This window comes from endosymbiont of Galathealinum brachiosum (assembly GCA_003349885.1).
GTDB lineage: Bacteria > Pseudomonadota > Gammaproteobacteria > SZUA-229 > SZUA-229 > SZUA-229.
Genome location: QFXC01000011.1, coordinates 278,446 through 299,318, shown reverse-complemented (window position 1 = coordinate 299,318; position 20,873 = coordinate 278,446). Strand labels below are relative to the sequence as shown.

24 protein-coding genes are annotated in these 20,873 nt (G+C 41.0%); 9 read left to right on the top strand and 15 right to left on the bottom strand.

The features are described 5' to 3' along the window. Nucleotide 1: 1 nt before the first annotated feature. From DIZ80_09705 to DIZ80_09695, 3 genes are read right to left on the bottom strand one after another with little or no spacing between them, the layout of a single operon-like run. Complete coding sequence (locus tag DIZ80_09705) at nucleotides 2–808, bottom strand: sel1 repeat family protein (GenBank protein RDH82550.1); 807 nt, start codon at nucleotides 806–808, stop codon at nucleotides 2–4. Next, on the bottom strand, nucleotides 802–1,317 hold the full coding sequence (locus tag DIZ80_09700) for a hypothetical protein (GenBank protein RDH82549.1): 516 nt from the start codon (nucleotides 1,315–1,317) through the stop codon (nucleotides 802–804). The genes DIZ80_09705 and DIZ80_09700 overlap by 7 nt, the downstream gene beginning before the upstream one ends. Further along, a complete protein-coding gene (locus DIZ80_09695) occupies nucleotides 1,314–2,429 on the bottom strand; it encodes a ferrochelatase (GenBank protein ID RDH82548.1) in 1,116 nt (371 codons plus the stop codon). Before DIZ80_09695 ends, DIZ80_09700 begins: the two co-directional genes overlap by 4 nt. A 245-nt stretch (nucleotides 2,430–2,674) precedes the next feature. On the opposite strand from DIZ80_09695, the gene DIZ80_09690 reads away from it, so the two are divergent. From DIZ80_09690 to DIZ80_09675, 4 genes are all read left to right on the top strand, one after another. Further along, on the top strand, nucleotides 2,675–3,802 hold the full coding sequence (locus tag DIZ80_09690) for a Re/Si-specific NAD(P)(+) transhydrogenase subunit alpha (protein RDH82547.1): 1,128 nt from the start codon (nucleotides 2,675–2,677) through the stop codon (nucleotides 3,800–3,802). Then, nucleotides 3,802–4,101, top strand: a complete 300-nt coding sequence (locus tag DIZ80_09685; protein ID RDH83144.1) for an NAD(P)(+) transhydrogenase — start codon at nucleotides 3,802–3,804, stop codon at nucleotides 4,099–4,101. Before DIZ80_09690 ends, DIZ80_09685 begins: the two co-directional genes overlap by 1 nt. Continuing rightward, nucleotides 4,101–5,513, top strand: a complete 1,413-nt coding sequence (locus DIZ80_09680; protein RDH82546.1) for an NAD(P) transhydrogenase subunit beta — start codon at nucleotides 4,101–4,103, stop codon at nucleotides 5,511–5,513. The genes DIZ80_09685 and DIZ80_09680 overlap by 1 nt, the downstream gene beginning before the upstream one ends. A gap of 172 nt (nucleotides 5,514–5,685) precedes the next feature. Continuing rightward, nucleotides 5,686–6,681 carry a hypothetical protein gene (locus tag DIZ80_09675; GenBank protein RDH82545.1) on the top strand — a complete coding sequence of 332 codons (996 nt, stop codon included), beginning with the start codon at nucleotides 5,686–5,688 and terminating at the stop codon, nucleotides 6,679–6,681. Nucleotides 6,682–6,848: 167 nt separating this feature from the next. On the opposite strand, the gene argB is transcribed toward DIZ80_09675, so the two are convergent. From argB to coaBC, 4 genes are all read right to left on the bottom strand, one after another. Further along, complete coding sequence (argB, locus tag DIZ80_09670; protein RDH82544.1) at nucleotides 6,849–7,730, bottom strand: acetylglutamate kinase; 882 nt, start codon at nucleotides 7,728–7,730, stop codon at nucleotides 6,849–6,851. Between the two features lie 82 nt (nucleotides 7,731–7,812). Continuing rightward, complete coding sequence (locus DIZ80_09665; protein ID RDH82543.1) at nucleotides 7,813–9,189, bottom strand: phosphomannomutase/phosphoglucomutase; 1,377 nt, start codon at nucleotides 9,187–9,189, stop codon at nucleotides 7,813–7,815. A gap of 97 nt (nucleotides 9,190–9,286) precedes the next feature. Further along, nucleotides 9,287–9,742, bottom strand: a complete 456-nt coding sequence (locus tag DIZ80_09660; protein RDH82542.1) for a dUTP diphosphatase — start codon at nucleotides 9,740–9,742, stop codon at nucleotides 9,287–9,289. Beyond that, complete coding sequence (coaBC, locus tag DIZ80_09655; GenBank protein RDH82541.1) at nucleotides 9,723–10,946, bottom strand: bifunctional phosphopantothenoylcysteine decarboxylase/phosphopantothenate--cysteine ligase CoaBC; 1,224 nt, start codon at nucleotides 10,944–10,946, stop codon at nucleotides 9,723–9,725. The genes DIZ80_09660 and coaBC overlap by 20 nt, the downstream gene beginning before the upstream one ends. 112 nt (nucleotides 10,947–11,058) lie before the next feature. Between coaBC and DIZ80_09650 the strand changes: the two genes are divergently transcribed. Next, nucleotides 11,059–11,730 carry a hypothetical protein gene (locus tag DIZ80_09650; GenBank protein RDH82540.1) on the top strand — a complete coding sequence of 224 codons (672 nt, stop codon included), beginning with the start codon at nucleotides 11,059–11,061 and terminating at the stop codon, nucleotides 11,728–11,730. A 97-nt stretch (nucleotides 11,731–11,827) separates the two neighbouring features. Here the strand turns inward: DIZ80_09650 and DIZ80_09645 are convergent, their stop codons facing one another. Further along, nucleotides 11,828–12,160, bottom strand: a complete 333-nt coding sequence (locus DIZ80_09645) for a hypothetical protein (protein RDH82539.1) — start codon at nucleotides 12,158–12,160, stop codon at nucleotides 11,828–11,830. Nucleotides 12,161–12,241: 81 nt separating this feature from the next. On the opposite strand from DIZ80_09645, the gene DIZ80_09640 reads away from it, so the two are divergent. Both DIZ80_09640 and DIZ80_09635 read left to right on the top strand, forming a co-directional pair. After that, a complete protein-coding gene (locus DIZ80_09640) occupies nucleotides 12,242–12,853 on the top strand; it encodes a hypothetical protein (GenBank protein ID RDH82538.1) in 612 nt (203 codons plus the stop codon). Then, nucleotides 12,843–13,655 carry an iron export ABC transporter permease subunit FetB gene (locus DIZ80_09635; protein RDH82537.1) on the top strand — a complete coding sequence of 271 codons (813 nt, stop codon included), beginning with the start codon at nucleotides 12,843–12,845 and terminating at the stop codon, nucleotides 13,653–13,655. Before DIZ80_09640 ends, DIZ80_09635 begins: the two co-directional genes overlap by 11 nt. A 30-nt stretch (nucleotides 13,656–13,685) precedes the next feature. Here DIZ80_09635 and DIZ80_09630 read toward each other — a convergent pair whose 3' ends face one another. Continuing rightward, the gene (locus DIZ80_09630; protein RDH82536.1) at nucleotides 13,686–14,018 is read right to left on the bottom strand and encodes a hypothetical protein; all 333 of its coding nucleotides are present in this window, start codon (nucleotides 14,016–14,018) and stop codon (nucleotides 13,686–13,688) included. 209 nt (nucleotides 14,019–14,227) lie between these two features. On the opposite strand from DIZ80_09630, the gene DIZ80_09625 reads away from it, so the two are divergent. Beyond that, a complete protein-coding gene (locus tag DIZ80_09625) occupies nucleotides 14,228–14,557 on the top strand; it encodes a pyrophosphatase (GenBank protein ID RDH82535.1) in 330 nt (109 codons plus the stop codon). Nucleotides 14,558–14,564: 7 nt separating this feature from the next. Here DIZ80_09625 and DIZ80_09620 read toward each other — a convergent pair whose 3' ends face one another. The 4 genes from DIZ80_09620 to hemN all read right to left on the bottom strand — a co-directional run bounded on the left by DIZ80_09620 (nucleotide 14,565) and on the right by hemN (nucleotide 17,106). Further along, nucleotides 14,565–14,768, bottom strand: coding sequence for a hypothetical protein (locus DIZ80_09620; GenBank protein ID RDH82534.1), 204 nt, complete (start codon nucleotides 14,766–14,768; stop codon nucleotides 14,565–14,567). Nucleotides 14,769–14,981: 213 nt separating this feature from the next. Then, nucleotides 14,982–15,185, bottom strand: coding sequence for a hypothetical protein (locus DIZ80_09615; protein RDH82533.1), 204 nt, complete (start codon nucleotides 15,183–15,185; stop codon nucleotides 14,982–14,984). A gap of 39 nt (nucleotides 15,186–15,224) precedes the next feature. Beyond that, a complete protein-coding gene (locus tag DIZ80_09610; GenBank protein ID RDH82532.1) occupies nucleotides 15,225–15,686 on the bottom strand; it encodes a deacylase in 462 nt (153 codons plus the stop codon). A gap of 37 nt (nucleotides 15,687–15,723) precedes the next feature. Next, a complete protein-coding gene (gene hemN / locus DIZ80_09605) occupies nucleotides 15,724–17,106 on the bottom strand; it encodes an oxygen-independent coproporphyrinogen III oxidase (GenBank protein RDH82531.1) in 1,383 nt (460 codons plus the stop codon). 255 nt (nucleotides 17,107–17,361) lie between these two features. Here hemN and DIZ80_09600 point away from each other — a divergent pair, with 255 nt between their 5' ends. Then, nucleotides 17,362–18,459 (top strand): DUF481 domain-containing protein, encoded by a 1,098-nt coding sequence (locus DIZ80_09600; GenBank protein RDH82530.1) that lies wholly within the window; start codon nucleotides 17,362–17,364, stop codon nucleotides 18,457–18,459. A 34-nt stretch (nucleotides 18,460–18,493) separates the two neighbouring features. Here the strand turns inward: DIZ80_09600 and bioF are convergent, their stop codons facing one another. Together bioF and bioB are read right to left on the bottom strand one after the other, a co-directional pair. Then, nucleotides 18,494–19,645 (bottom strand): 8-amino-7-oxononanoate synthase, encoded by a 1,152-nt coding sequence (gene bioF, locus DIZ80_09595; GenBank protein ID RDH83143.1) that lies wholly within the window; start codon nucleotides 19,643–19,645, stop codon nucleotides 18,494–18,496. 141 nt (nucleotides 19,646–19,786) lie between these two features. Then, nucleotides 19,787–20,803, bottom strand: coding sequence for a biotin synthase BioB (gene bioB, locus DIZ80_09590; protein RDH82529.1), 1,017 nt, complete (start codon nucleotides 20,801–20,803; stop codon nucleotides 19,787–19,789). Nucleotides 20,804–20,873: the final 70 nt, after the last annotated feature.

The window sequence follows — 20,873 nt, the reverse complement described above, 5'->3', positions numbered from 1 at the left end:
ATTATTTAATAAACTTTTTTGTGTATTCTTCAGTTAAAGAAATAGCCTGTTTTTGATCGTTTTCTTTTAGCTGCCTGAAAGTGAACCGTGCATTTATTTCAGCATTTTTTCTGTTCTGGTTTGCAGCCAGTTTAAACCAGACGAAAGCCATGACTTTGTCCTGACTGGTGCCCTGCCCTTTAAAATAAAGCCGACCTAAATTTGCCTGTGCATCTGCAGCACCATTTTTAGCTGCTTTTTCATACCAGCGAAATGCTTCGGGTAAATTCTTAGGTACGCCCTGTCCTACTTCGTGTATGTATCCGAGATTAAACATGGCCGAGGTATTGTCATTTTCTGCGCCACGATAGTACCAACGTAATGCAAGGTCATTATCTCTTGGCAGGCCCTCTCCATGTGCATAAAACTGTGCAATATAATAACAGGCATTTCCATGGCCCTTGAGTGCGGCAAGCCTTAACCAGCGTTCAGCCTGCACAAGATCTTTCTCAATATTTGCGCCATCAGTATATAATTTACCCAGCCGAAATTGTGCATCCGCATCATTTTGTGTCGCTGCCTTAGTTAACCACTTAATCGCGAGCTTGATGTTTTTTTCAACGCCACGGCCATCGTTATACATTACACCAAGGTTATACTGAATTTCACGATCACCAGACTCTGCCAGAGGTGTCCAGTAGCTTAAAGCGAGCTCATATTGTCCAAGCTTAAATGCCTGCAGTCCTTCTTCCCTTGCGTTTGCATTACTGGCTACAGGCAGGCAACTTAAGATATAGAATAAAAGCGTTATTAAGAGTTTTTTTAGCATGTCTGGTTTTGTTGATGTTTTTTCACAAGCTGCAGAAAAATTTCGCAGTGTTCGTGGTTTATCAAGTCTAACTCATCTGTTATCGGCAACTTTGGGAAATGCTGTAATATGGCTGTTACAAAAACGCCTTTTGTCATGCTGATAATCTCACCATTGTTATGAACCGGTATATTTTCTATTCCGCAACTGGGTGATTTGCTTTTAAAAATATAACCATGAATAGAGTCTAGTTGAGGAGGGCGTTGTTGACAGTAACTTTGCATGTTAACAGTGATATCAATTGACGGGTCATCACGGCCAAGAATATGTATATTGTCGGTGCTGCCGCAAAGCTGAACTGGTGCCCGGGGTACAGTTAAGCCAATCTCAACTTCCGGGCAAACGGAAATTACCTTAAAGTGTTGTTTAATGAAATTAAGCAACAGGGGGTACTCTTTGATGGTCGCATCGTAACGCACTCTGTCGCCGAGTAAACAGCGGCTGACGGCAATAAGTGGTTTTGATGTTATCGGCCTGAGCCCATTTTAGTGGCGCGCTCCCTGGTTTTGTTTGCTTCAACGGCCTGTAGCCCAGCATCCCAGCCGGGCATTGTTTCAGGCCAGCCAAAGCTGTGCTGAATGACTAATTCGCTCAGTGCATTAATATGGAAATCATTGGCGTTCAGGCAGGGAATGTAATCAAATTGAACACCACCGCGATCTAAAAACAGTTCGCGATTTTCCATGTTTATTTCTTCCAGTGTTTCCAGACAATCAGCTGAAAATCCGGGACATACTACATCAACTGATTTGATGCCCTGATGTGCCATTTGTTTCATGGTGTTATCTGTATATGGCTGTAACCATTCTTCTCTGCCAACGCGAGACTGAAAGGTAACTTTCCATTTTGACTCTTTAAGCAGTAATTTTTCTGCAACCAGTCGAGCTGTTTTCTGGCAATGGCAAAAATAAGGGTCTCCGTTGTCGACATAACTTTTTGGGATGCCGTGAAAAGAGAACACCAGCATATCCGGTTTTCTGTCCCGGGTGCTCCAGTGGTTGATAATGGTTTTCGCAAGTGCGTCTATGTATGCTGGTTGATCATGGTAGCTGTTTATAAAGCGCATATCGGGTAACCAGCGCCATTTTTGAAGCTCGGTGGTAACTGCATCAAAAACGGATGCGGTGGTTGTAGCGGAATATTGCGGGTACATTGGTAAAATGATGAAACGTTTGGCTCCTGCAGAACGCAACCCACGCAAGCCTTCGGCTATTGACGGTTTACCGTAACGCATAGCTGCATCAACGATAACAGCACCTCTAATTTTACTTTGTAACTTCTGCTCGACTTTTTGGGCCTGTAATTTAGAAATGCTGATCAGCGGGGATCCCTCATCTGTCCAGATTTTTTTATACATAGCAGCACTATGACGTGGCCTGAATCGTAGAATAATGCCATTGAGAATTAACCACCAGAGTGGTCGAGGTGTTTCAATTACTCTTGGATCCCAGAGAAATTCAGCGAGATATTTTCGCACTGCTTTTTCAGTGGGGGCGTCTGGTGAACCCAGATTTACCAGTAGAACACCTAGACGTTCCTGGGAGCCATGGGCGAAATTAGTGTGATTTAAATAGCGTGACATTCATTACCACTTATAAAATAGTTACATTTGTGCATATTTTGGCTCATTTTTAGTTTTTTAGCATTCAAGCCTTGCGTTTCTGGTTGTATAATAGCTTGCTAATTTTCGACCTTACAAGTGTTTTGATTAGCTTTTTTCTAAACTGTCTATTAGTTCAGTTGTCTTTTGTCAGACTTAACTATAATACAGGAATAAAAAAGCTGTTTGAAAATCTGAATTTATACTGCAAAAGCAGGAGTTAAAGAATGCCAATACGTCTGGCAATACCAAACGAAATAGTACCGGGTGAGCGTCGCATCGCATGTGATCCAGTAGTAGCTAAAAAATTATTAGAGATCGGTGTTGAGGTTTGCATGCAGAAAGGTGCTGCAGCGTCTGCACATTTTTCCGATGAGCAGTTTGAAGGTGTGACTCTTATTGAGTCAGCGGAAGAACTGTACAAGGATGCGGATGTGATTTTTAAAGTTCAGCCCCCTACACTGGATGAGCTTAAGATGATGAAAGATGGCTGTGTGATTACCAGTTTTATGGCACCGCATAAAAATCAGGATCTGACAAAAGCCATGTGTGATAAGAAGGTGACTAGTCTGGCTATGGAGCTGGTGCCTCGTATTACACGTGCACAGTCTATGGATGCCCTGTCATCTCAGGCCGGTATCGCGGGTTATAAAGGCGTGATTATGGGGGCTGATAAAGCCTCGGTTTTCTTCCCTATGTTAACAACCGCAGCAGGCACTATTCGCCCGGCTAAAGTGTTAATTATTGGTGCAGGTGTTGCCGGGCTTCAGGCTATTGCAACAGCAAAACGTCTGGGAGCGGTGGTTGAGGCTTATGATGTACGCGCTGCCACAAAAGAGCAGTGTGAATCTCTGGGTGCCAAGTTTGTTGATACCGGTGTGAGTGCAGATGGTGAGGGTGGTTATGCCCGTGAGCTGACAGATGATGAGAAAAAACAGCAGCAGGATGTATTAGATAAACATATTGCTATGTCTGATGTGATAGTGACTACAGCGGCTATTCCTGGTCGACCATCACCTAAAATTATTAGCGCTGCAGTGGTTGCCAATATGAAAGTGGGTTCAGTTGTTGTGGATCTGGCCTCTGAAGGTGGTGGCAACTGTGAGTTAACCAAACCTGGTGAAACTGTTGATTTTGAAGGTCGTGTAACCATTCTTGGGCCATTAAATGTGGCATCTCAGGTGCCTATACATGCCAGTGAAATGTACGCTAAAAATTGTTTTAATCTGCTTTCTCCTTTTATCAAAGAAGGTGAGTTAGAGCTGGACTGGGAAGATGAGGTGATTAAAAACACTGCTCTGACTCATGATGGTGAAATTAAAGCAGAACGTTATAAAGAAGGGGTAGCATCATGATTGAAATTGGTGGTTTTACAGCGCTTTATATATTTATGTTATCTGCCTTTACAGGTTATGAGGTCATTAGTCGTGTGCCGGTTATATTACATACACCTATGATGTCCGGTTCTAACTTTATCCACGGTATTGTACTAGTGGGTGCCATCGTTGTAATGGGTGGGGCGGAATCAACACTGGAACAGGTAATAGGTTTTATTGCAGTCGCGCTTGCTTCAGGTAATGCAGTAGGTGGTTATGTGGCCACGGTGCGTATGCTGGAAATGTTTAATCCAAAAGATAAGAAGGGCGAAGCGTAATGGATATATTTATTCAGGTAGTTTATTTCGTTACGGCCATTTTGTTTATCATGGGCCTGAAAAAAATGAGCTCACCGGTAACGGCTACAGGCGGTATTGTCTGGGCAGGTATCGCTATGGTGGCAGCTTCTCTGGTTGCTTTCTTTGAGCCGGGTGTATTTGACCATACGAGCAATGTGGTGCTAATTGTTGTTGCGATTGCCGTTGGTTCTGGTGTTGCATATACCACAGCTAAACGTGTACAGATGACTGACATGCCGCAGATGATTGCGATCTATAACGGCATGGGCGGTGGTGCAGCAGCAGCGATTGCAGCGGTTGAGCTGGTGAAAATGGCAGGAAATTCTGATATGCCGGGTATGGGGCATCATTTAAGTGCAACTGCTCAGGTGCTAGCGGTTATTGGTGCGTTAATCGGTGCTATTTCATTCTCTGGCTCAGCCATTGCCTTTGCAAAACTGCAGGGCATTATGAAGAAAACCATTCGTTTGCCTATGCACATGATGATTAACCTCATACTGTTTGCGCTCACGCTGGTGGCTGGTGCGATTATTGGTTTCAGTGATGATGTGAGCATTCAGCTGGTTTTATTGTTCTTTGTCATGGCGCTGGTTTTTGGTGTGATGTTTACTACGCCTATCGGTGGTGCTGATATGCCTGTTGTCATTTCGCTGTTTAATGCGTTGACGGGTCTGGCTGTCGCTTTTGAAGGTTATGTGCTGGAAAATGCTGCAATGATTATTGCCGGTACCGTGGTTGGTTCTGCGGGTACACTGCTGACACAGTTAATGTCAAAAGCCATGAACCGTCCAATCAGTAATATTCTGTTTGCCAGTTTCGGGTCTGATGGTGGTGATGCCGCTGAAGAAGATATCGAAGGCAGCATGAAAGAGATTCAGGGTACAGATGCAGCCATTATGATGGCATTTGCAGAAAAAGTGATTATTGTGCCGGGTTACGGTATGGCAGTTGCTCAGGCGCAGCATAAAGTATCTGAATTAACCAAGCTGCTTGAAGCTCGTGGTGTGAAAGTGATGTTTGCAATACATCCGGTAGCGGGGCGTATGCCGGGGCATATGAATGTACTGCTGGCAGAAGCAGGTATAGATTACGATAAAATACTGGATCTGGATGAAGTTAATCCGGAGTTCCCAACAGCAGATGTGGCGTTAGTTATTGGTGCGAATGACGTTGTTAATCCAGTTGCGCGTTCTAATCCTGATAGCCCGATATATGGCATGCCTATACTGGATGCTGATATAGCAAAAAACTGTATTGTGATTAAACGAGGAAAAGGCTCTGGTTTCTCAGGCATCGAAAATCACCTGTTCTATGCAGACAATACTCGCATGTTATATGGTGATGGCCAGAAAGCTGTCGGTGAGTTAATCACGGGTATCAAAGAGTTATAAATGTCCTGTTAGTATCTGATTGTCCGGGTTAAGGACAATCAGGTGCATATTATTAGAGACAATAGCGAGTATGTAAACTGATCGAGGGTTAAGATCTAAAATAAACCCCGTTTCTTCGTATATACTCAGTAGTTAAATGTAAAATATTAAATGTGATCATTAAGAGATAATTGTGCAACAGCCAAATAGTGAAGTTTTAAATTTATCAAAAACGGGCAAAAAACTAATGAGACAGCGTCGCTTTCGTGATGCTGAAACAGTTTTTATGCAAGCGCTCGATATCGAGCCCGCTAACAGTTATGTGCTGGTTGGTCTTGGTGATCTGTTTAGGATGTCCAACGATTTTAATAAAGCCATAGGTTTCTACACCAGGCTGTTAAAGTCTGATGAGAGTAATGTATTTGCATTACGTGGAATTGGCGACTGTTTCCGTGGTTTACGTCAGTCAGATAAAGCAGTGGAATTCTGGGCACGATATCTTGAAATAAATCGTGGTGATGTACATGTAATGGTTCGCCTTGCGGATGCTTATAAAAGCATGGATATGCCAGAAAAGTCTGAAAAACTGTATTTAGAGTCTATTAAAATTCAGCCCCGTGACCGTTATGCATTAATGGGTTTAGGAAATTTATATTACAAAAATCGTGAAGATGATAAAGCGCTTGGTTATTTTGAAACATTGTTATCGTTAGATGAAAATTATGTAGCCGTGTTAACCATGGTAGGAAATATTTATCAGCGTAGAAGTGATTACCAGAATGCAGAGAAATATTATCGTAAAGCTACCGAACTTGAGCCTGATAACTCTTATGCTTTATATGGTCTGGGCAACTGTCAGCGTGGAGCTGGTCATATAGATGAGGCAATTGATTTATGGGGTCAGATTTTAGATAAAGAACCTTATAATCAAAATATTTTAAGTCGTTTAGGTGATGCCTGGATGAGTAAGGAAGAATCAGATAAAGCGCGTGAGTTATATGAGCGGAGTCTGGATTTAGGTTTTGATGCGTTTGCTTTAATTGGTATGTGTCGTATCTATCGTGAAAAAGGTGATTTTGTTGAAGCTGAAGCTTGTTGTAATCGAGTGCTGATGGAGAAGCCGGGTTTTGAACGAGCGATTGAAGAGTTGTCACTGGCTTTGATTGATAAGGATCATGCTAATAAATAATTAGTACTTATTTGAGCTTATTGATTCCGGTTTGTCAGAGTATTTGCTCGCTCTAATTCCCAGAAGATTAGAGCGAGTCAGAATGCCGGCAGATTGTAATCATAAAATTCAAGCTCCTATATAGTTAAGAAACTTGCGATGAATAATAAATTATAGGGGAGCTAAAACTACCCCTTCAACAAAGTACCCACACCCTCATCCGTCAATAACTCAAGCAACACCGCATGCTCAACCCGTCCATCAATAATATGAGAAGTTTTAACGCCTGATTTAACCGCATCCAGAGCGCAGTTAACTTTAGGCAGCATACCACCATGAATTGTGCCGTCAGAAATATAACCGTCAACTTCTTTAGTGCTCAAACCTGTGAGTAAGTTATCCTGCTTATCTAAAATGCCAACAGTATTAGTTAACAGCAATAATTTTTCAGCACCAAGAACCGTTGCAAGTTTACCCGCAACCAGATCAGCGTTGATATTATAAGACTCACCATTTACGCCCACACCAATTGGTGCAATAACCGGAATAAAATTATCATCATCCAGCATTGAAACAACTGAGGGATCAATAGTATCTACTTCACCTACATGACCAAGGTCGATGAGTTCGGATGGTTTGTCGGCATCAGGGGGTAAATGCATTTTATGTGCGCGAATCAGGCTGCCGTCTTTGCCGGTAAGGCCAACTGCACGACCGCCCTGTTGGTTAATCATGGTTACAATGCTTTTGTTGACGAGGCCGCCTAAAACCATTTCAACTATGTCCATAGTTTCTGTGTCGGTAACACGCATGCCCTGAATAAACTTTGACTCTTTGCCTACTCTCTCAAGTAACTCAGCTATTTGAGGGCCACCGCCATGCACAACAACCGGATTAACGCCGACCTGTTTTAATAAAACGATATCACGCGCAAAACCGAGTTTCAGGTCTTTGTCGGTCATTGCATTACCGCCGTATTTTATTACGATGGTTTTTCCGTTTAGTTTCTGTAAGTAAGGTAAAGCTTCGGAGAGAACTTTTACTACGGAACTGGCTTTTGTGTTATCCATGATTGTTTTCTTAATAACTGTGTTTGAGTAGTGTTACTGCATCCAAAAAAATAGATTCGGCTGCAGCAACGTTATTTTATAATTAAAAATTTATACTAATTGAACTGTCTGTAGCTAAAATCTGTTCTCGAAAATTATTTTGAACTTCAGTTAGTGAGTTTTCATCTTCAGCTTCAAATCGTAATACAAGGCATGGTGTTGTGTTTGATGGGCGAATTAAACCCCAGCCTTTTGCCCATGTTACTCGCATGCCATCAATAGTTGAGATGTCAGCATTTTCAAAACTGGCAGTTGATTTAAACTTTTCCATAAAGTTGTGATGTTCACCTTCTTTAAACATGATTTGAATTTCTGGTGTATTGCAGCTATCTGGTAGGGCATTAAATATCTCGGATGAAGTGCCCGATTTATGGCTTAAAATTTCTAGCATTCGCGCAGCGCTATATAAACCATCATCAAATCCATACCAGCGCTCTTTAAAGAAAATGTGACCAGACATTTCACCAGCAAGTGCTGCACCGGTTTCTTTCATTTTTGCTTTGATTAAAGAATGGCCTGTTTTCCACATTAATTCTTCACCACCCATTTTAGTGATTTCTTTGCCCAGATTGTAACTGGATTTAATGTCATAAATAATGAGCGCGCCTGGTACGCGTGATAATACATCTTCAGAATATAAAATCATTTGGCGATCAGGCCAGATGACATTTTGGTTGTCATCAATAACACCAACACGGTCGCCATCGCCATCGAATGCCAGGCCTAATTCCAGGTCATGTTCTTTTATCGCGGCGCAAACATCCTTCAGGTTCTCAAGTTTACTCGGGTCGGGATGATGGTTAGGGAAGGTGCCATCAACATCACAAAAAAGCTCTGTTACTTCGCAGCCCAGTTTTGTAAATAATTCTGTTGCAATTACCCCAGCCACGCCGTTACCGCAATCAACCGCTATTTTCATTGGTCTTGCCAGTTTGATGTCGGTGACGATTCGATCTAAATATTTGTCGAGCAATGCTTCTTCACGATAACTTCCACTACCTTTATTAAAGTTGCCCGATTGAATTAAATCATAAAGTCCAGTGATGTCATCTCCGTATAACGTTTTTCCCGCCATCGACATTTTTAGTCCATTGTACTCTGGTGGGTTGTGACTCCCGGTAACCATTATGCCGGTACCTGTGTTTAAGTGATGGGTAGAAAAATATAGAACAGGTGTTGGCACCATACCTACATCGATAACATCACAGCCACCCGCATTTAAACCTTCAGTTAAAGCGATAGATAACTCTTTACTGTGTAACCGACCGTCTCTTCCGATGCAAACTTCATTTACATTTTGTTTTAAGCACTCGGTGGCAAATGCCTGACCAACAAGGCGTACAGTGTCGGGTGTTAAATCTGTAGCGACAATGCCACGGATATCATACATTTTAAAAATAGCTGGGTTGATATTTGTCATTAATCATTCCTGAAAATATTTGTTATTAAATGCAATATGATTTTAATTTTGATTGCTTTTGTATCTGCTTTTATTGCTGCGAGTAGCTAAGTTAAAGTTATTTATGACCGGATGAACCAAAGCCGCCATCACCACGATCACTGTTACTAAATTCTTCAACAGTTTCAAGTTCAACCTGAAGTACAGGCAGAATAACAAGCTGAGCAATTCGATCGCCAGCATCAATAGTGAATTCTTTATTGCCGCGATTCCAGCATGAAATAAATAATTGACCTTGATAATCTGAATCGATTAGACCTACAAGGTTTCCCAGAACAATGCCGTGTTTATGTCCTAAACCTGAACGAGGCAAAATAGTCGCTGCGTAACCAGGATCTGATATATATATTGCGATACCCGTTGGGATTAATTCCGTATCGCCGGGTTTAAGTGTTATAGAGCCGTCAATGCAGGCGCGTAAATCCATGCCCGCAGAACCGTCAGTGGCATATTCAGGTAAAGGAATTTCTGAACCTATGCGTGAGTCTAGTATTTTAAGTTGTAGTTTTTTCATGGTATCTCTTTGCCAATAAGGTAATAAGTTGTCTGGCTAGTTGTGTTTTACGACAACGCTCAAGCCTGGCTTCGCCACCGTTCCACAGAATCTGTAGAGCATTGTATTCACTATTGAAGCCCGTGTCTTGCTCATCTTCACTATGGGAAACCTGATTAGCTGCAATCATTTGCAGCTTTTTATTTTTCAGTTTCAGCAAGGCGTAGTCTTTAACGTTTTGTGTCTCTGCGGCAAAACCTAAAGTAAAAGGCGGGTTATCGAGAGCCGCAACTTCTTTTAGTATGTCTGGATTCGGGGTCAGTGAAATGGAAAACTCATCATCTGTTTTTTTGATTTTCTGAGACCGGGGTTTAATCGGGCGATAGTCTGCAACTGCCGCTGTAGCAATAAATATATCCTGCCCGTCAATGTTATTCATAACAGCCTGATGCATTTGTAGTGCGGTTTCTACATCTGTGCGTTTACTGTGCTCAGGCGTGTTAAGGCTTACGGGGCCTGCGATTAGAGAAACGATAGCTCCCTGCTCAATAGCTGCCTGTGCAATAGCAAAACCCATCTTGCCTGAGCTGCGATTACCAATAAAACGCACCGGGTCTATGGGCTCATATGTTGGCCCTGCAGTAATCATGATTTTAATGCCCTGTAACTCACCGGTGTCGAATAACTGTGTGCATGAACTGATCAATTTGTCAGCTTCAAGCAGTCGACCGGGTCCTGTTTCACCACATGCCTGATCGCCTGAGGCGGGGCCGAAGATTTCAGTGCCGTTTTTCTGTAATTTCTGTATGTTTTCCCGGGTTGTCTCGGCAGTCCACATGACGTGGTTCATTGCCGGTGCAACAGCTTTTTTTGAGTTACTGGCAAGGTATATTGCTGTTAATAAATCATCTGCACGGCCTGAAGCAAGACGGGCAATGCTATTCGCTGTTGCTGGTGCGATAAGTATTAAATCAGCCCATCGGGCCAGTTCAATATGCCCCATTGCTGCTTCTGCTTCTGTATCCAGTAAATCCGTGTGAACAGGGTGCCCGGACAGAGCCTGAAAAGTCAGAGGGGTGATGAATTTGGTTGCGCCTGATGTCATAACAACACGTACATTAGCGCCTGTATCCTGCAGGCGACGTAATAATTCAGCGCTTTTGTATGCAGCTATACCGCCACAAACGCCGAGTAGAATGTTTTTATTATGTAGTGAGGCTTTCATTTTGAGCATTTTACCCTAAAAAGATGTGTCTCAGTGGCTAATCCATATAATCAGTTGGCAAGTAAAAGTGGTAAGCGTAGACTCGAACTCCCCATAGAAAAAGGATTCCTCTATGTCAATTACCGACTGGCCGCTTGAAGAACGGCCCCGTGAAAAACTTCTGGCTTTAGGTAGTCAGTCTCTTACCGATGCAGAATTGCTGGCAATCTTTCTGCGTACCGGTACTCGTGGAAAAACAGCTGTAGATTTATCAAATGACCTGTTAGACGGCTTTAATGGTTTGCGTCAGTTGCTTAAAGCAGACCAGAAATCATTTTGTCAGCATCATGGGCTGGGTACAGCAAAATATGCTCAGTTACAGGCTGTGCTGGAAATGGCAAGGCGTTATCTGAGTGAAGGGTTGAAACGAGGAGATAGCTTAACCAGCCCGCAGGAAACCCGACAGTTTTTAAGCAGTCAGTTGCGTGATTATGCTTATGAAGTCTTTGCAGTGTTGTTTCTGGATCAGCGTCACAGGGTGATTCATTTCGAAGAAATGTTTCGAGGCACCATAGATGGAGCCAGTGTGTATCCAAGAGAAGTGGTAAAAAAAGCACTAGAGCATAATGCTGCAGCAGTCATATTTGCGCATAATCATCCTTCTGGTGTAGCTGAGCCCAGTCAGTCAGATGAAAGGATTACCGGGCGATTAAAAGAGGCGTTAGGTCTTGTAGACATTCGCGTGCTGGATCATTTTGTTGTGGGTGATGAAGTTGTTTCGTTTGCGGAGCGAGGGTTATTGTGAAAACTCTTTATAAAGTGAACAGTCTGAGGTCGAGTAACTCTGTTTATAGAATTAAGGCAATTAGTCTGGAATCTTAAATAAAAAGTGATGCCTTTAATTAGTAATCTCTTCTGGGTTTATTGACCTGGCCCCAGCTAAAAGATTTAACTTCATATTTGTTTTTATCTTTTACCTGTTGCATCGCAGGAGCATTGTTTGGTAGCCAGAGTCGAATATTGGCTTTCAGGTTGTCTGGATTGCTGTTACTAAATGCGTCCGGGTTAAGCTCAACTATCTGATACTGAAGTTTTTCACGCAAACCAGCGTTTTCAGGTAATAATTGTTTTACAATGTCACCGAGTGTTTCACCGGGCGTTACATCCCAGAAGCTCTGACTAATTGAATAAACTTCAATTCGCTTTGACTGACCAGCAGATAACGGTAAACACAAAAATCCTGATAAGATCACGAATGAGAATATATTTAAGTATTTTTTCATATTTATTATTATAGACAAAAAACATCAAAAACGATTGTGCATTTACTTAATATAAAAAAATTACATTTTCTACATTGTGGTCCGATTAGTCTGCAGTTGAAAGAGACTGAAATATCAGGTTTAAGTGGAGCTTCAGGTTCAGGTAAATCTCGTTTACTTCGGGCACTGGCCGATCTGGATGATCATAGTGGAGACATAATACTGGATGATATTAACCAGCAGAGTATAGACGCACATCTATGGAGGCAGAAAATCGTTTTATTATCTGCTGAAACCAGTTGGTGGTTTGATACGGTTGGTGAGCATTTTTCAGTATATTCCGAGTCGATTCTTCGAAAGCAGCTGGTATTACTCGGTTTTTCAGATGATTGCCTTCACTGGAGTGTTGCCCGTTTATCAAGTGGTGAAAAGCAAAGACTGGGTTTATTAAGATTATTACAAAACCAGCCGGATGTTTTGTTGCTTGATGAGCCTACAGCTAATCTAGATAGAAATAATACTGAGCTGTTTGAAAAATTCGTAATAGATTATCTTCATACCAGATCAGCATGTGCAATCTGGATTAGCCATGATCATGATCAGTTGCAAAGAGTTTGTCAGAATAAATATGTGCTTGAAAATGGAGTGCTGGTAGATGTTGATTAAACTCAGTTCTTTTGATTTAAGTCTGGCTGCAATTCTGGTTTTATTACTTGGTGTACTCAGTGCTTATATGAAACTGGGTATAACTCGACAGTTATATATTGCAGCAGCTCGAACAACTGTACAGTTATTGTTAATTGGTCTGGTTTTGAAAACGTTGTTTTCAAGTACATCAATCGGCTTTATTGTAGTGATTGCATTTATTATGATTTCTGTTGCGGGTTGGGAAATACTATCCAGACAGCAGCGTAAATTAAAAGGCTGGTGGGGATTCGGTATTAGTACCGGCTCACTATTCGTTTCTTCTTTCATCGTTACTCTATTGTGTTTAGTTATCATTATTCAGGCAGATCCCTGGTATTCACCTCAGTACGCTATTCCTTTGTTAGGTATGTTGCTAGGTAATACAATGACGGGAATTGCACTGGGCATGGATCGTTTAATACAAAATGCATGGCAGCAACGTCCGGTAATTGAGCAACGTTTGATGCTTGGTCAAACAGCCGATGAGTCTATTGCAGATATTCGGCGAGAGGCAATGCGTGCGGGTATGATTCCTATTATTAACTCCATGGCAGCAGCGGGTTTGGTGAGCCTGCCAGGAATGATGACAGGTCAAATATTGGCGGGCGCAGCACCGGTTGAGGCTGTGAAGTATCAAATTTTAATTATGTTCATGATAACATCAGGCACAGGGCTTGGTGTGATATCGGTTTTATGGTTGATATCAAAACGACTGTTTGATGAGCGTGAGCGATTGTGTTTTAAACGGCTGTTAAAAGAAAACAAAATCGTACAGAACTAAAATAGTTTTTATATTATTTTAATATCTGATTTACATGTCATTTAAATAGGCTTTAGCTTCTTCACCCGGGTCGGGTAAGCCGGCTATGCGCCAGGCATTAAAACAGGTGCCGAAAAGTTCATGAACCCATTCCTCACTTTTATGATTAATATGGCAGATATTATGTATTGCAGGAGCCACACCAAAACGTACATAATGCCTTCTCATTTCTTCAATTACTTTCCAGTGATCAGCCGTAAGAAGTTTAATGTTAAGGTCATTGGCTAGCGTAAGGGCAACTTCTCTATTCCAGTCCTGTGTGTTTTTTAGCAGGCCATATTCATCAAGTTGTATTTCAGTCAGTATATTTTCCGCAGTACTCATGATGCTTCTCCTTGGTATATAAAGAAGGGAGATGTTATTAGCACTGTTACCAGTAATTTGTTATTTGTAGATATAAAAAATTAACCAGCCGCCACTACTATTGTTGAAACAGTATGTGCTTATACATTAGTATGCGCTAAAATTACTTGTTTGAAAGAGCGTTTTATCCGAAACTACATAATTAATTTTAAGATTTCTGGGAAGTAAATATGAATAACGATTCTTATGATGAAATGCTGGCAGAGGTGCAGGCCTTTCATGATAAACATGACTTTAAAAATACCGGTGGCGAAGAATTAATGTATCGAATTGCCCTGATGACTGAAGAGCTGGGTGAAATATCCGCTTGTGCCAGTAAAGGTAAGTCAGTCGAAGACCTGGCTGAAGAATGTGCTGATTTAATGATTTTATTAATGGGCACAGCCATTGCGCAAGATTTTGATTTAAATCAGGCGTTCTGGCAAAAAATGAACAAAATAATGAAGCGTGAATCAAAGATGATTAACGGACGCATTAGAGTGTCTGAGTTTAGAGATTAATAGATACTTATGAAATCTCTCTCAATGTCTGATCTAACAGGGTTTGTTCGCGAATATACATTACTAGTTCGCCTTCCATTTCATTTTTAGTTAAAAATGGGCCCTGTTGTTTCCCTCCGCGTGTCTCAAAAAACCAGACGCCATTAGCGCAGAAATAGCGTTCATTTCGAAATGGAATAGTGCAGCTTTCTCCAGCTCTGTGTTGTTGCATGTGAACCTCTTTCTTATCATTTGTGAGTTAATTTATAACAGATATAAATTAGAACGTCTGTATTAAATCATAAGACAGAAGTGTAAGAATTCAAATGTAAAACAGGTAGATACGACAAGTGGTATGCTTCGTTTATGTGGGGTGTTTGCTTAAGTGATTGATTTGAACAGAGTTACGGGCTTATAAAATGTTTGTATAGAAAGAGGTTGCTAATTAGTTTTGTTGATTCATTTGTTCATGTAATAAAATAAACTCATTCAAATCGGCCTGCATCGCAAGTTCATTATCATAGGGGCCTTTTTGACCGCCATCCCGAAGTTCAAAATACCACTGCCCATTTATTTCATAAGCACGACTGGTGCGTTTAGTATGATCTGTAATATGCTTTGTTTTTTCATGGCTGCGTTTTCTGGTCATTTCTAATACCTTGCCGCATATCAATAAGTAGTGTTTAGTTTAATTATCAAGAAATATAAATCTGGGTTTTACCAGGTTTTCATAATCCTTATAATTCATTTGAATCGCTTCCAGGTGTGAGCCGGCGTTAAATGCAATTGTGTCATCTTCCGACAGGCTTTCAGCAATGTATACATCCATGTCATACAGGCAGCCGAAGGGTGGCATTGCCCCAACTTCACAATCTTTAAAATGTGGGGTGAATTCGGATTCTTTTGCGAGTTGAATTTTTTTAGTGTCTAGAGTCTGGCGTAAAATATCCAGGTCAACTTTGTAGTTCGCGGGAACAACAGCCATAACAAGTTCGTCATCTACATTTAAGATAACGGTTTTAGCCAGCTCACGACTGGGAATGTGTGCACTTTTAGCAACTTCAACGGCAGTAAATGCCATGGAATGCATAATTGAAACATACTTAATATCGTTTTCGTCTAGAAACTCTTTTAGCAATTGTGAAGGCATATATTCATCCCCTGGCTCTTACTTTAAAATTTTCAAATTATATTGCTTTAGAAAACCGTTGACTGTTTTGGGCTTTGTTCAGGTAACGATCGAATATCATACAAATATTACGTATTAATAATCGTCCTTTTCCAGTAACTTCGATTGATTGTTTATTCATTTCAATTAAACCATCATCACACATAACATCCAGTCGTTTGATTTCGTCGGAGAAATAATCATCAAAATCTATACTGAATCTAGACTCAATATCAGCAAAATTCAAATTAAAATGACAAATGAGCTGCATAATGACCGCTCGTCGCAGAAGATCGTCCTGATCAATTTTCACACCACGAAAAACAGCGAGTTTGCCCGCACCGATTAGTGCCTGATATTCATCCAGTGTTTTCACGTTTTGTGCAAAACTATTGTCGATTGTGCCGATCGATGTAATGCCCATACCCACCAGATCGCAGTCAGCATGAGTAGCATAACCCTGAAAATTTCGATATAGCTTACCCTGTTGTTGAGCGATGCTAAGCTCATCATCCGGTTTGGCGAAATGGTCCATACCGATATAAACATAACCCGCGCTGGTTAGTTGTTCGATGCTTTGTTTTAAGATAGCCAGTTTAATTTCTGCAGACGGCATTTCATCTTCATTGATGCGACGCTGTGGCTTAAACAGGGTTGGCATGTGAGCGTAATTAAATAATGAAATTCGATCCGGACTAATATCAATAATTCGATGCAGAGTTGATGCAAAGCTCTTCTCAGTTTGTAGGGGTAAACCATAAATTAAATCGGTGCTGATTGATTTAAAGCCAAACTCCCTTGCGCTGCTGAGAGCGGTTAATGTTTGTTCTTCAGACTGGATGCGATTAACTGCTTTCTGTACTGCAGGGTCAAAATCCTGTACACCTAAGCTCATGCGATTAAAACCAATGTCGCGTAATAACTTAATACTGTCACGGCTCACTTCGCGGGGATCAATCTCGATTGAGTATTCACCGCTATCATCGTCATGTAAATTAAAATGTTTACGTGTTACCTGCATTAATTCAGCCATTTGTTCATGGCTAATAAAGGTAGGTGTGCCACCGCCCCAATGTAGCTGATTTACTTTGCGTGAAGAGTCAAATAGTGCTCCCTGCATTGCAATTTCTTTGTGTAGCATATCAAGATAAGGGTTTGCCTTGCTGCGATCTTTGGTAATGACCTTGTTACAGGCGCAGTAATAACAGATCGTGTCACAAAATGGCAGATGAAAGTAGAGTGACAGATCTCGGCCTGAATGGTTTGATTTTGCTGCCTGTTGACGGTAATCGGACTCGGTGAATTCAGGTGTAAATTGAACTGCAGTCGGGTACGACGTATATCTAGGGCCTGCTATGTCATATTTCTTAATTAGCTGGGTATCGAATTCTATGTCTGCCATGGGGGGTCCACTTATTAATGTAGTGTCATGATATCTCTATATTATGGGTGTTTTATTGATTTAAAACAGCTACTGATTAACTCGGGGAGTATACGGCGCACAGTCTGTGTGAATTGCTGATTGTTGTGAAATTATGTAACTCATTGAATGTATTAAAAAATAATCTATCTAATAAAGGGCTGTCATAAGCTTTGATAAGGATATAAACTCGGGTTTTATGTGTAATAATTCAACACCTTTTACTGAAAATCATCGATGTATAAAAAAATTAAAATAATTCTCCCCCTATTTGGGCTGTTTTTTCTAAATTATCCTGTTTTTGCCGAAGATGAGCCTGTTACCTGGAAACCCAGTGCCACAGAATTCGACTGGGTGCAGCTAACCTCAGGAGAGTGGCTTAAGGGCGAAATTAAATCGATGTATAGCGAGAGCATTGAATTTGATAGCGATAAACTCGATTTATTAAATATTGATCTGGAAGACGTTAAATACCTACAGACTTTTTTACCTGCTAGAGTCAATATTGAAAATATTGGTGAAGTAACAGGCGTTTTGAATATTTCAAAAGATCTGGTAACCATTACTCAGGGAGAAACCGTCAAAGAGTATGATGTTATTGAACTGGTTTCTTTTACGCCTTCAGGTAACCGTGAAATTGATTTATGGGCGATAAAATTTACATTGGGGCTTGATTTAAGAAAAGGTAATACTGAGCAGGTTGATTTTACATCAGGCTTGAATGCTAAAAGGCGCACATCAAAATCCAGATTTATTCTGGATTATATTGGTAATATATCTAAAACAGATGCGGTTAGTGGTGAGCTTGAAGAGACGGTTAATAATCATCGCTTAAACAGTAATCTTGATAAATATGTAACACGAAACTTTTTCTATACCCCTGTGTTTGCAGAGTATTTTGAAGATGCATTTCAGAATATTGAAAACCGTTTAACAGTGGGTGTTGGTGTTGGTTATACAATCATTAATGAGCCCAAAACAGAATGGAGAGTTTCTGGTGGCCCATCATATGTGTCCACGGAATATGTATCGGTATTACCCGGTGAAGATATTAAAGTAGATTCAGCATCTCTTGCATTATCAACCAGTTATGAAGTTGAAATAAATAATAAAATGGATTTTATTTATAAATATAATATTCAGATATCAGAAGAGGAGGCAGGTGGTTACACACATCATATGATAGCAACGTTTGAAAATGAGTTAACAGGTGACCTTGATCTTAATATTTCATTAATCTGGGATAGAATTAATTCACCGGTTATAGATGATCAGAGTAATGCTCCTGAGAAAGACGATTTAAGATTCATGTTAGGTATTAGTTATAGTTTCTAAAATTTTTCCTATGAAATTAAATTTGTTAAAAGCATTAAAATGTTATTTTAATAATGTTTTCAACTAACAGCTTAATATCTATTTCTGTATGATCTGCTCTTAATGTTATTCGTAAACGTGCGGTATTTTCGGGTACAGTTGGTGGACGAATGGCAGCCACATGAAAGCCCTGGTCAAATAAATTCTGACTAATTCCAGTAGCCTTTTTTGAATCGCCAATTATAACGGGCTGAATTGCTGTATTCGACTCGAGTAAATTTAATCCCGCCTGAACAGCAAGCTTTTTAAAAAAATTGATATTATTATTTAGCGATGCCTGTCGCCAGTTTTCTTTTGTTAATAGATGTAAACTGGTTCGAGTTGCTTCAGCAATAGCGGGAGGCATTGCAGTGGTGTAAATGTAACAGCGAGCAGACTGTATCAGTGTTTCGATTAGCTCTTCTGATCCAGCAATAAAAGCACCGGATGTACCCAGTGCTTTACCCAGAGTTGCCATATAAATAGAAACATCACCTGAATTTATTTGTTGATGATTTAATGAGCCGCGTCCATCCTGCCCAAGTACGCCAAAGCCGTGAGCATCATCTAACATGAGTCGTGCACCATGTTCCCTGCATTGATGAATTAATTTAGATATATCAGTTTCATCTCCATCCATGCTAAATACACTATCTGAACTAACCAGTTTTTCCCCGGACTGACAGCTGCCGAGTTTGTTTGCTAAATTTTTATAATTTTTATGTAAATAACGCTTAAGTCGTGCATTACTGATATTGGCAGCATCCAGTAATGAAGCATGATTTAGTTTGTCTTCAATAATAGTATCTTGCTTCGTGCAGATGCTTTGAGCAACGCCCAGATTTGCCATATAACCGGTGGAAAATAATAAAGCACGAGGAAAACCAGTGAACTCAGCAAGCTCTTCTTCAAGGGAGTGGTGTGCTAGTGTGTGACCATTTACCAGATGAGCAGAACCGCTACCCACACCATGTTTTTGAGCGGCATTGATAAAGGCTTTTTTTACTTCAGGATGATTTGCAAGCCCTAGATAATCATTGCTGCAAAAGTTTAGAACTTTTTTATTATTAAGAATGATCTCGCGATCTTGTGGGCTTTGCAAAACGTTACGGCTTCGATATAAACCCTGTTGTTTTCGTTGCTGTAAATCTGGTTTCAGGTCTTTCATTATACGTTCTTCACTGTAACCCAATCGCGAGCCAAAGCTCGCTCCTGTATTCAACAACACATGCAGGAGTTAGCTTTAGCTGACGATCGGGTTATGAAAATGATTAAAAGAGAAAAGAGCGTTCATATTTTCAATAGTGTATTAAGAGTGGCAGGCTTCTGCTTTAAGCAGTTCGCTTTGATCTGCAGCACTGGGTTTAATACCTAATCGACCAAACAGAGCAAGGTCATCATTGGTCTCGCAGTTTTCTGTTGTTAATAATTTGTCACCATAGAATATAGAGTTAGCCCCGGCAAAGAAGCACATTGCCTGCATTTCATCACTCATTTCATGACGGCCAGCAGACAAACGAACCTGTGACTGAGGCATTAATATTCTGGCTGCGGCAATGCTGCGTACAAACTCAATGCTGTCTATGCCATCTGAGCCGAAAAGAGGCGTGCCTTCAATCTGTACCAGCATATTAATGGGTACACTTTCGGGATGCTGAGGCATATTTGCAAGTTGCTGTAACATGGAGGCACGATCTGTTGCTTTCTCGCCCATACCCAGAATGCCGCCACTGCATACATTGATGCCCTTATCACGGACATGTTGTAATGTATCCAGTCGATCCTGAAATGTTCGTGTAGTAATGACATTGCCATAAAACTCAGGTGAGGTATCCAGATTATGGTTATAGTAATCCAGACCGGCATCTTTTAGTCGCTGGCTTTGCTGGTCTGTCAGCATGCCCAGTGTGACGCAGGTTTCCATGCCAACCCCTCTAACTGCGGTAATCATATCAATTACCTTGTCCAGGTTTTTGTCTGTCGGGTTGCGCCATGCAGCACCCATGCAGAAACGGCTGGAGCCATTTGATTTAGCTATTTTTGCTTTCTCAATAACCTCATCTAAAGGCAGCAGGCGCTCTCTTTCGATCTCGGTATTATGTTTTGCGCTTTGTGAGCAATAACCACAATCTTCCGGGCAGGCACCAGTTTTAATGCTTAACAGGCTGCTGATTTGCACTTCGTTGTGTGCATGAAACTGACGATGCAGGCTATGCGCCTGAAATAACAGATCATTAAAAGGCTTTTGTAACAGGTCCTGTATTTCCTGAAGCGACCAGTCGTGGCGGATATCTGAATTGTCTGAGATAGTGTTAGCTTGAGTCATGGAATGTAAATCTATATATTGCAAGAAGGCGATATGATACCTGATTTACGCCTTAAAAGGGATATATAAG

Bases quoted from the DNA above. Each gene is read 5' to 3' on its own strand.
- DIZ80_09705 (RDH82550.1), bottom strand. From the start codon at position 808: ATGCTAAAAAAACTCTTAATAACGCTTTTATTCTATATCTTAAGTTGC.
- DIZ80_09695 (RDH82548.1), bottom strand. From the start codon at position 2,429: ATGTCACGCTATTTAAATCACACTAATTTCGCCCATGGCTCCCAGGAA.
- DIZ80_09690 (RDH82547.1), top strand. From the start codon at position 2,675: ATGCCAATACGTCTGGCAATACCAAACGAAATAGTACCGGGTGAGCGT.
- DIZ80_09680 (RDH82546.1), top strand. From the start codon at position 4,101: ATGGATATATTTATTCAGGTAGTTTATTTCGTTACGGCCATTTTGTTT.
- argB (RDH82544.1), bottom strand. From the start codon at position 7,730: ATGGATAACACAAAAGCCAGTTCCGTAGTAAAAGTTCTCTCCGAAGCT.
- DIZ80_09665 (RDH82543.1), bottom strand. From the start codon at position 9,189: ATGACAAATATCAACCCAGCTATTTTTAAAATGTATGATATCCGTGGC.
- DIZ80_09660 (RDH82542.1), bottom strand. From the start codon at position 9,742: ATGAAAAAACTACAACTTAAAATACTAGACTCACGCATAGGTTCAGAA.
- coaBC (RDH82541.1), bottom strand. From the start codon at position 10,946: ATGAAAGCCTCACTACATAATAAAAACATTCTACTCGGCGTTTGTGGC.
- DIZ80_09650 (RDH82540.1), top strand. From the start codon at position 11,059: ATGTCAATTACCGACTGGCCGCTTGAAGAACGGCCCCGTGAAAAACTT.
- DIZ80_09635 (RDH82537.1), top strand. From the start codon at position 12,843: ATGTTGATTAAACTCAGTTCTTTTGATTTAAGTCTGGCTGCAATTCTG.
- DIZ80_09630 (RDH82536.1), bottom strand. From the start codon at position 14,018: ATGAGTACTGCGGAAAATATACTGACTGAAATACAACTTGATGAATAT.
- DIZ80_09625 (RDH82535.1), top strand. From the start codon at position 14,228: ATGAATAACGATTCTTATGATGAAATGCTGGCAGAGGTGCAGGCCTTT.
- DIZ80_09620 (RDH82534.1), bottom strand. From the start codon at position 14,768: ATGCAACAACACAGAGCTGGAGAAAGCTGCACTATTCCATTTCGAAAT.
- DIZ80_09615 (RDH82533.1), bottom strand. From the start codon at position 15,185: ATGACCAGAAAACGCAGCCATGAAAAAACAAAGCATATTACAGATCAT.
- DIZ80_09610 (RDH82532.1), bottom strand. From the start codon at position 15,686: ATGCCTTCACAATTGCTAAAAGAGTTTCTAGACGAAAACGATATTAAG.
- hemN (RDH82531.1), bottom strand. From the start codon at position 17,106: ATGGCAGACATAGAATTCGATACCCAGCTAATTAAGAAATATGACATA.
- DIZ80_09600 (RDH82530.1), top strand. From the start codon at position 17,362: ATGTATAAAAAAATTAAAATAATTCTCCCCCTATTTGGGCTGTTTTTT.
- bioF (RDH83143.1), bottom strand. From the start codon at position 19,645: ATGAAAGACCTGAAACCAGATTTACAGCAACGAAAACAACAGGGTTTA.
- bioB (RDH82529.1), bottom strand. From the start codon at position 20,803: ATGACTCAAGCTAACACTATCTCAGACAATTCAGATATCCGCCACGAC.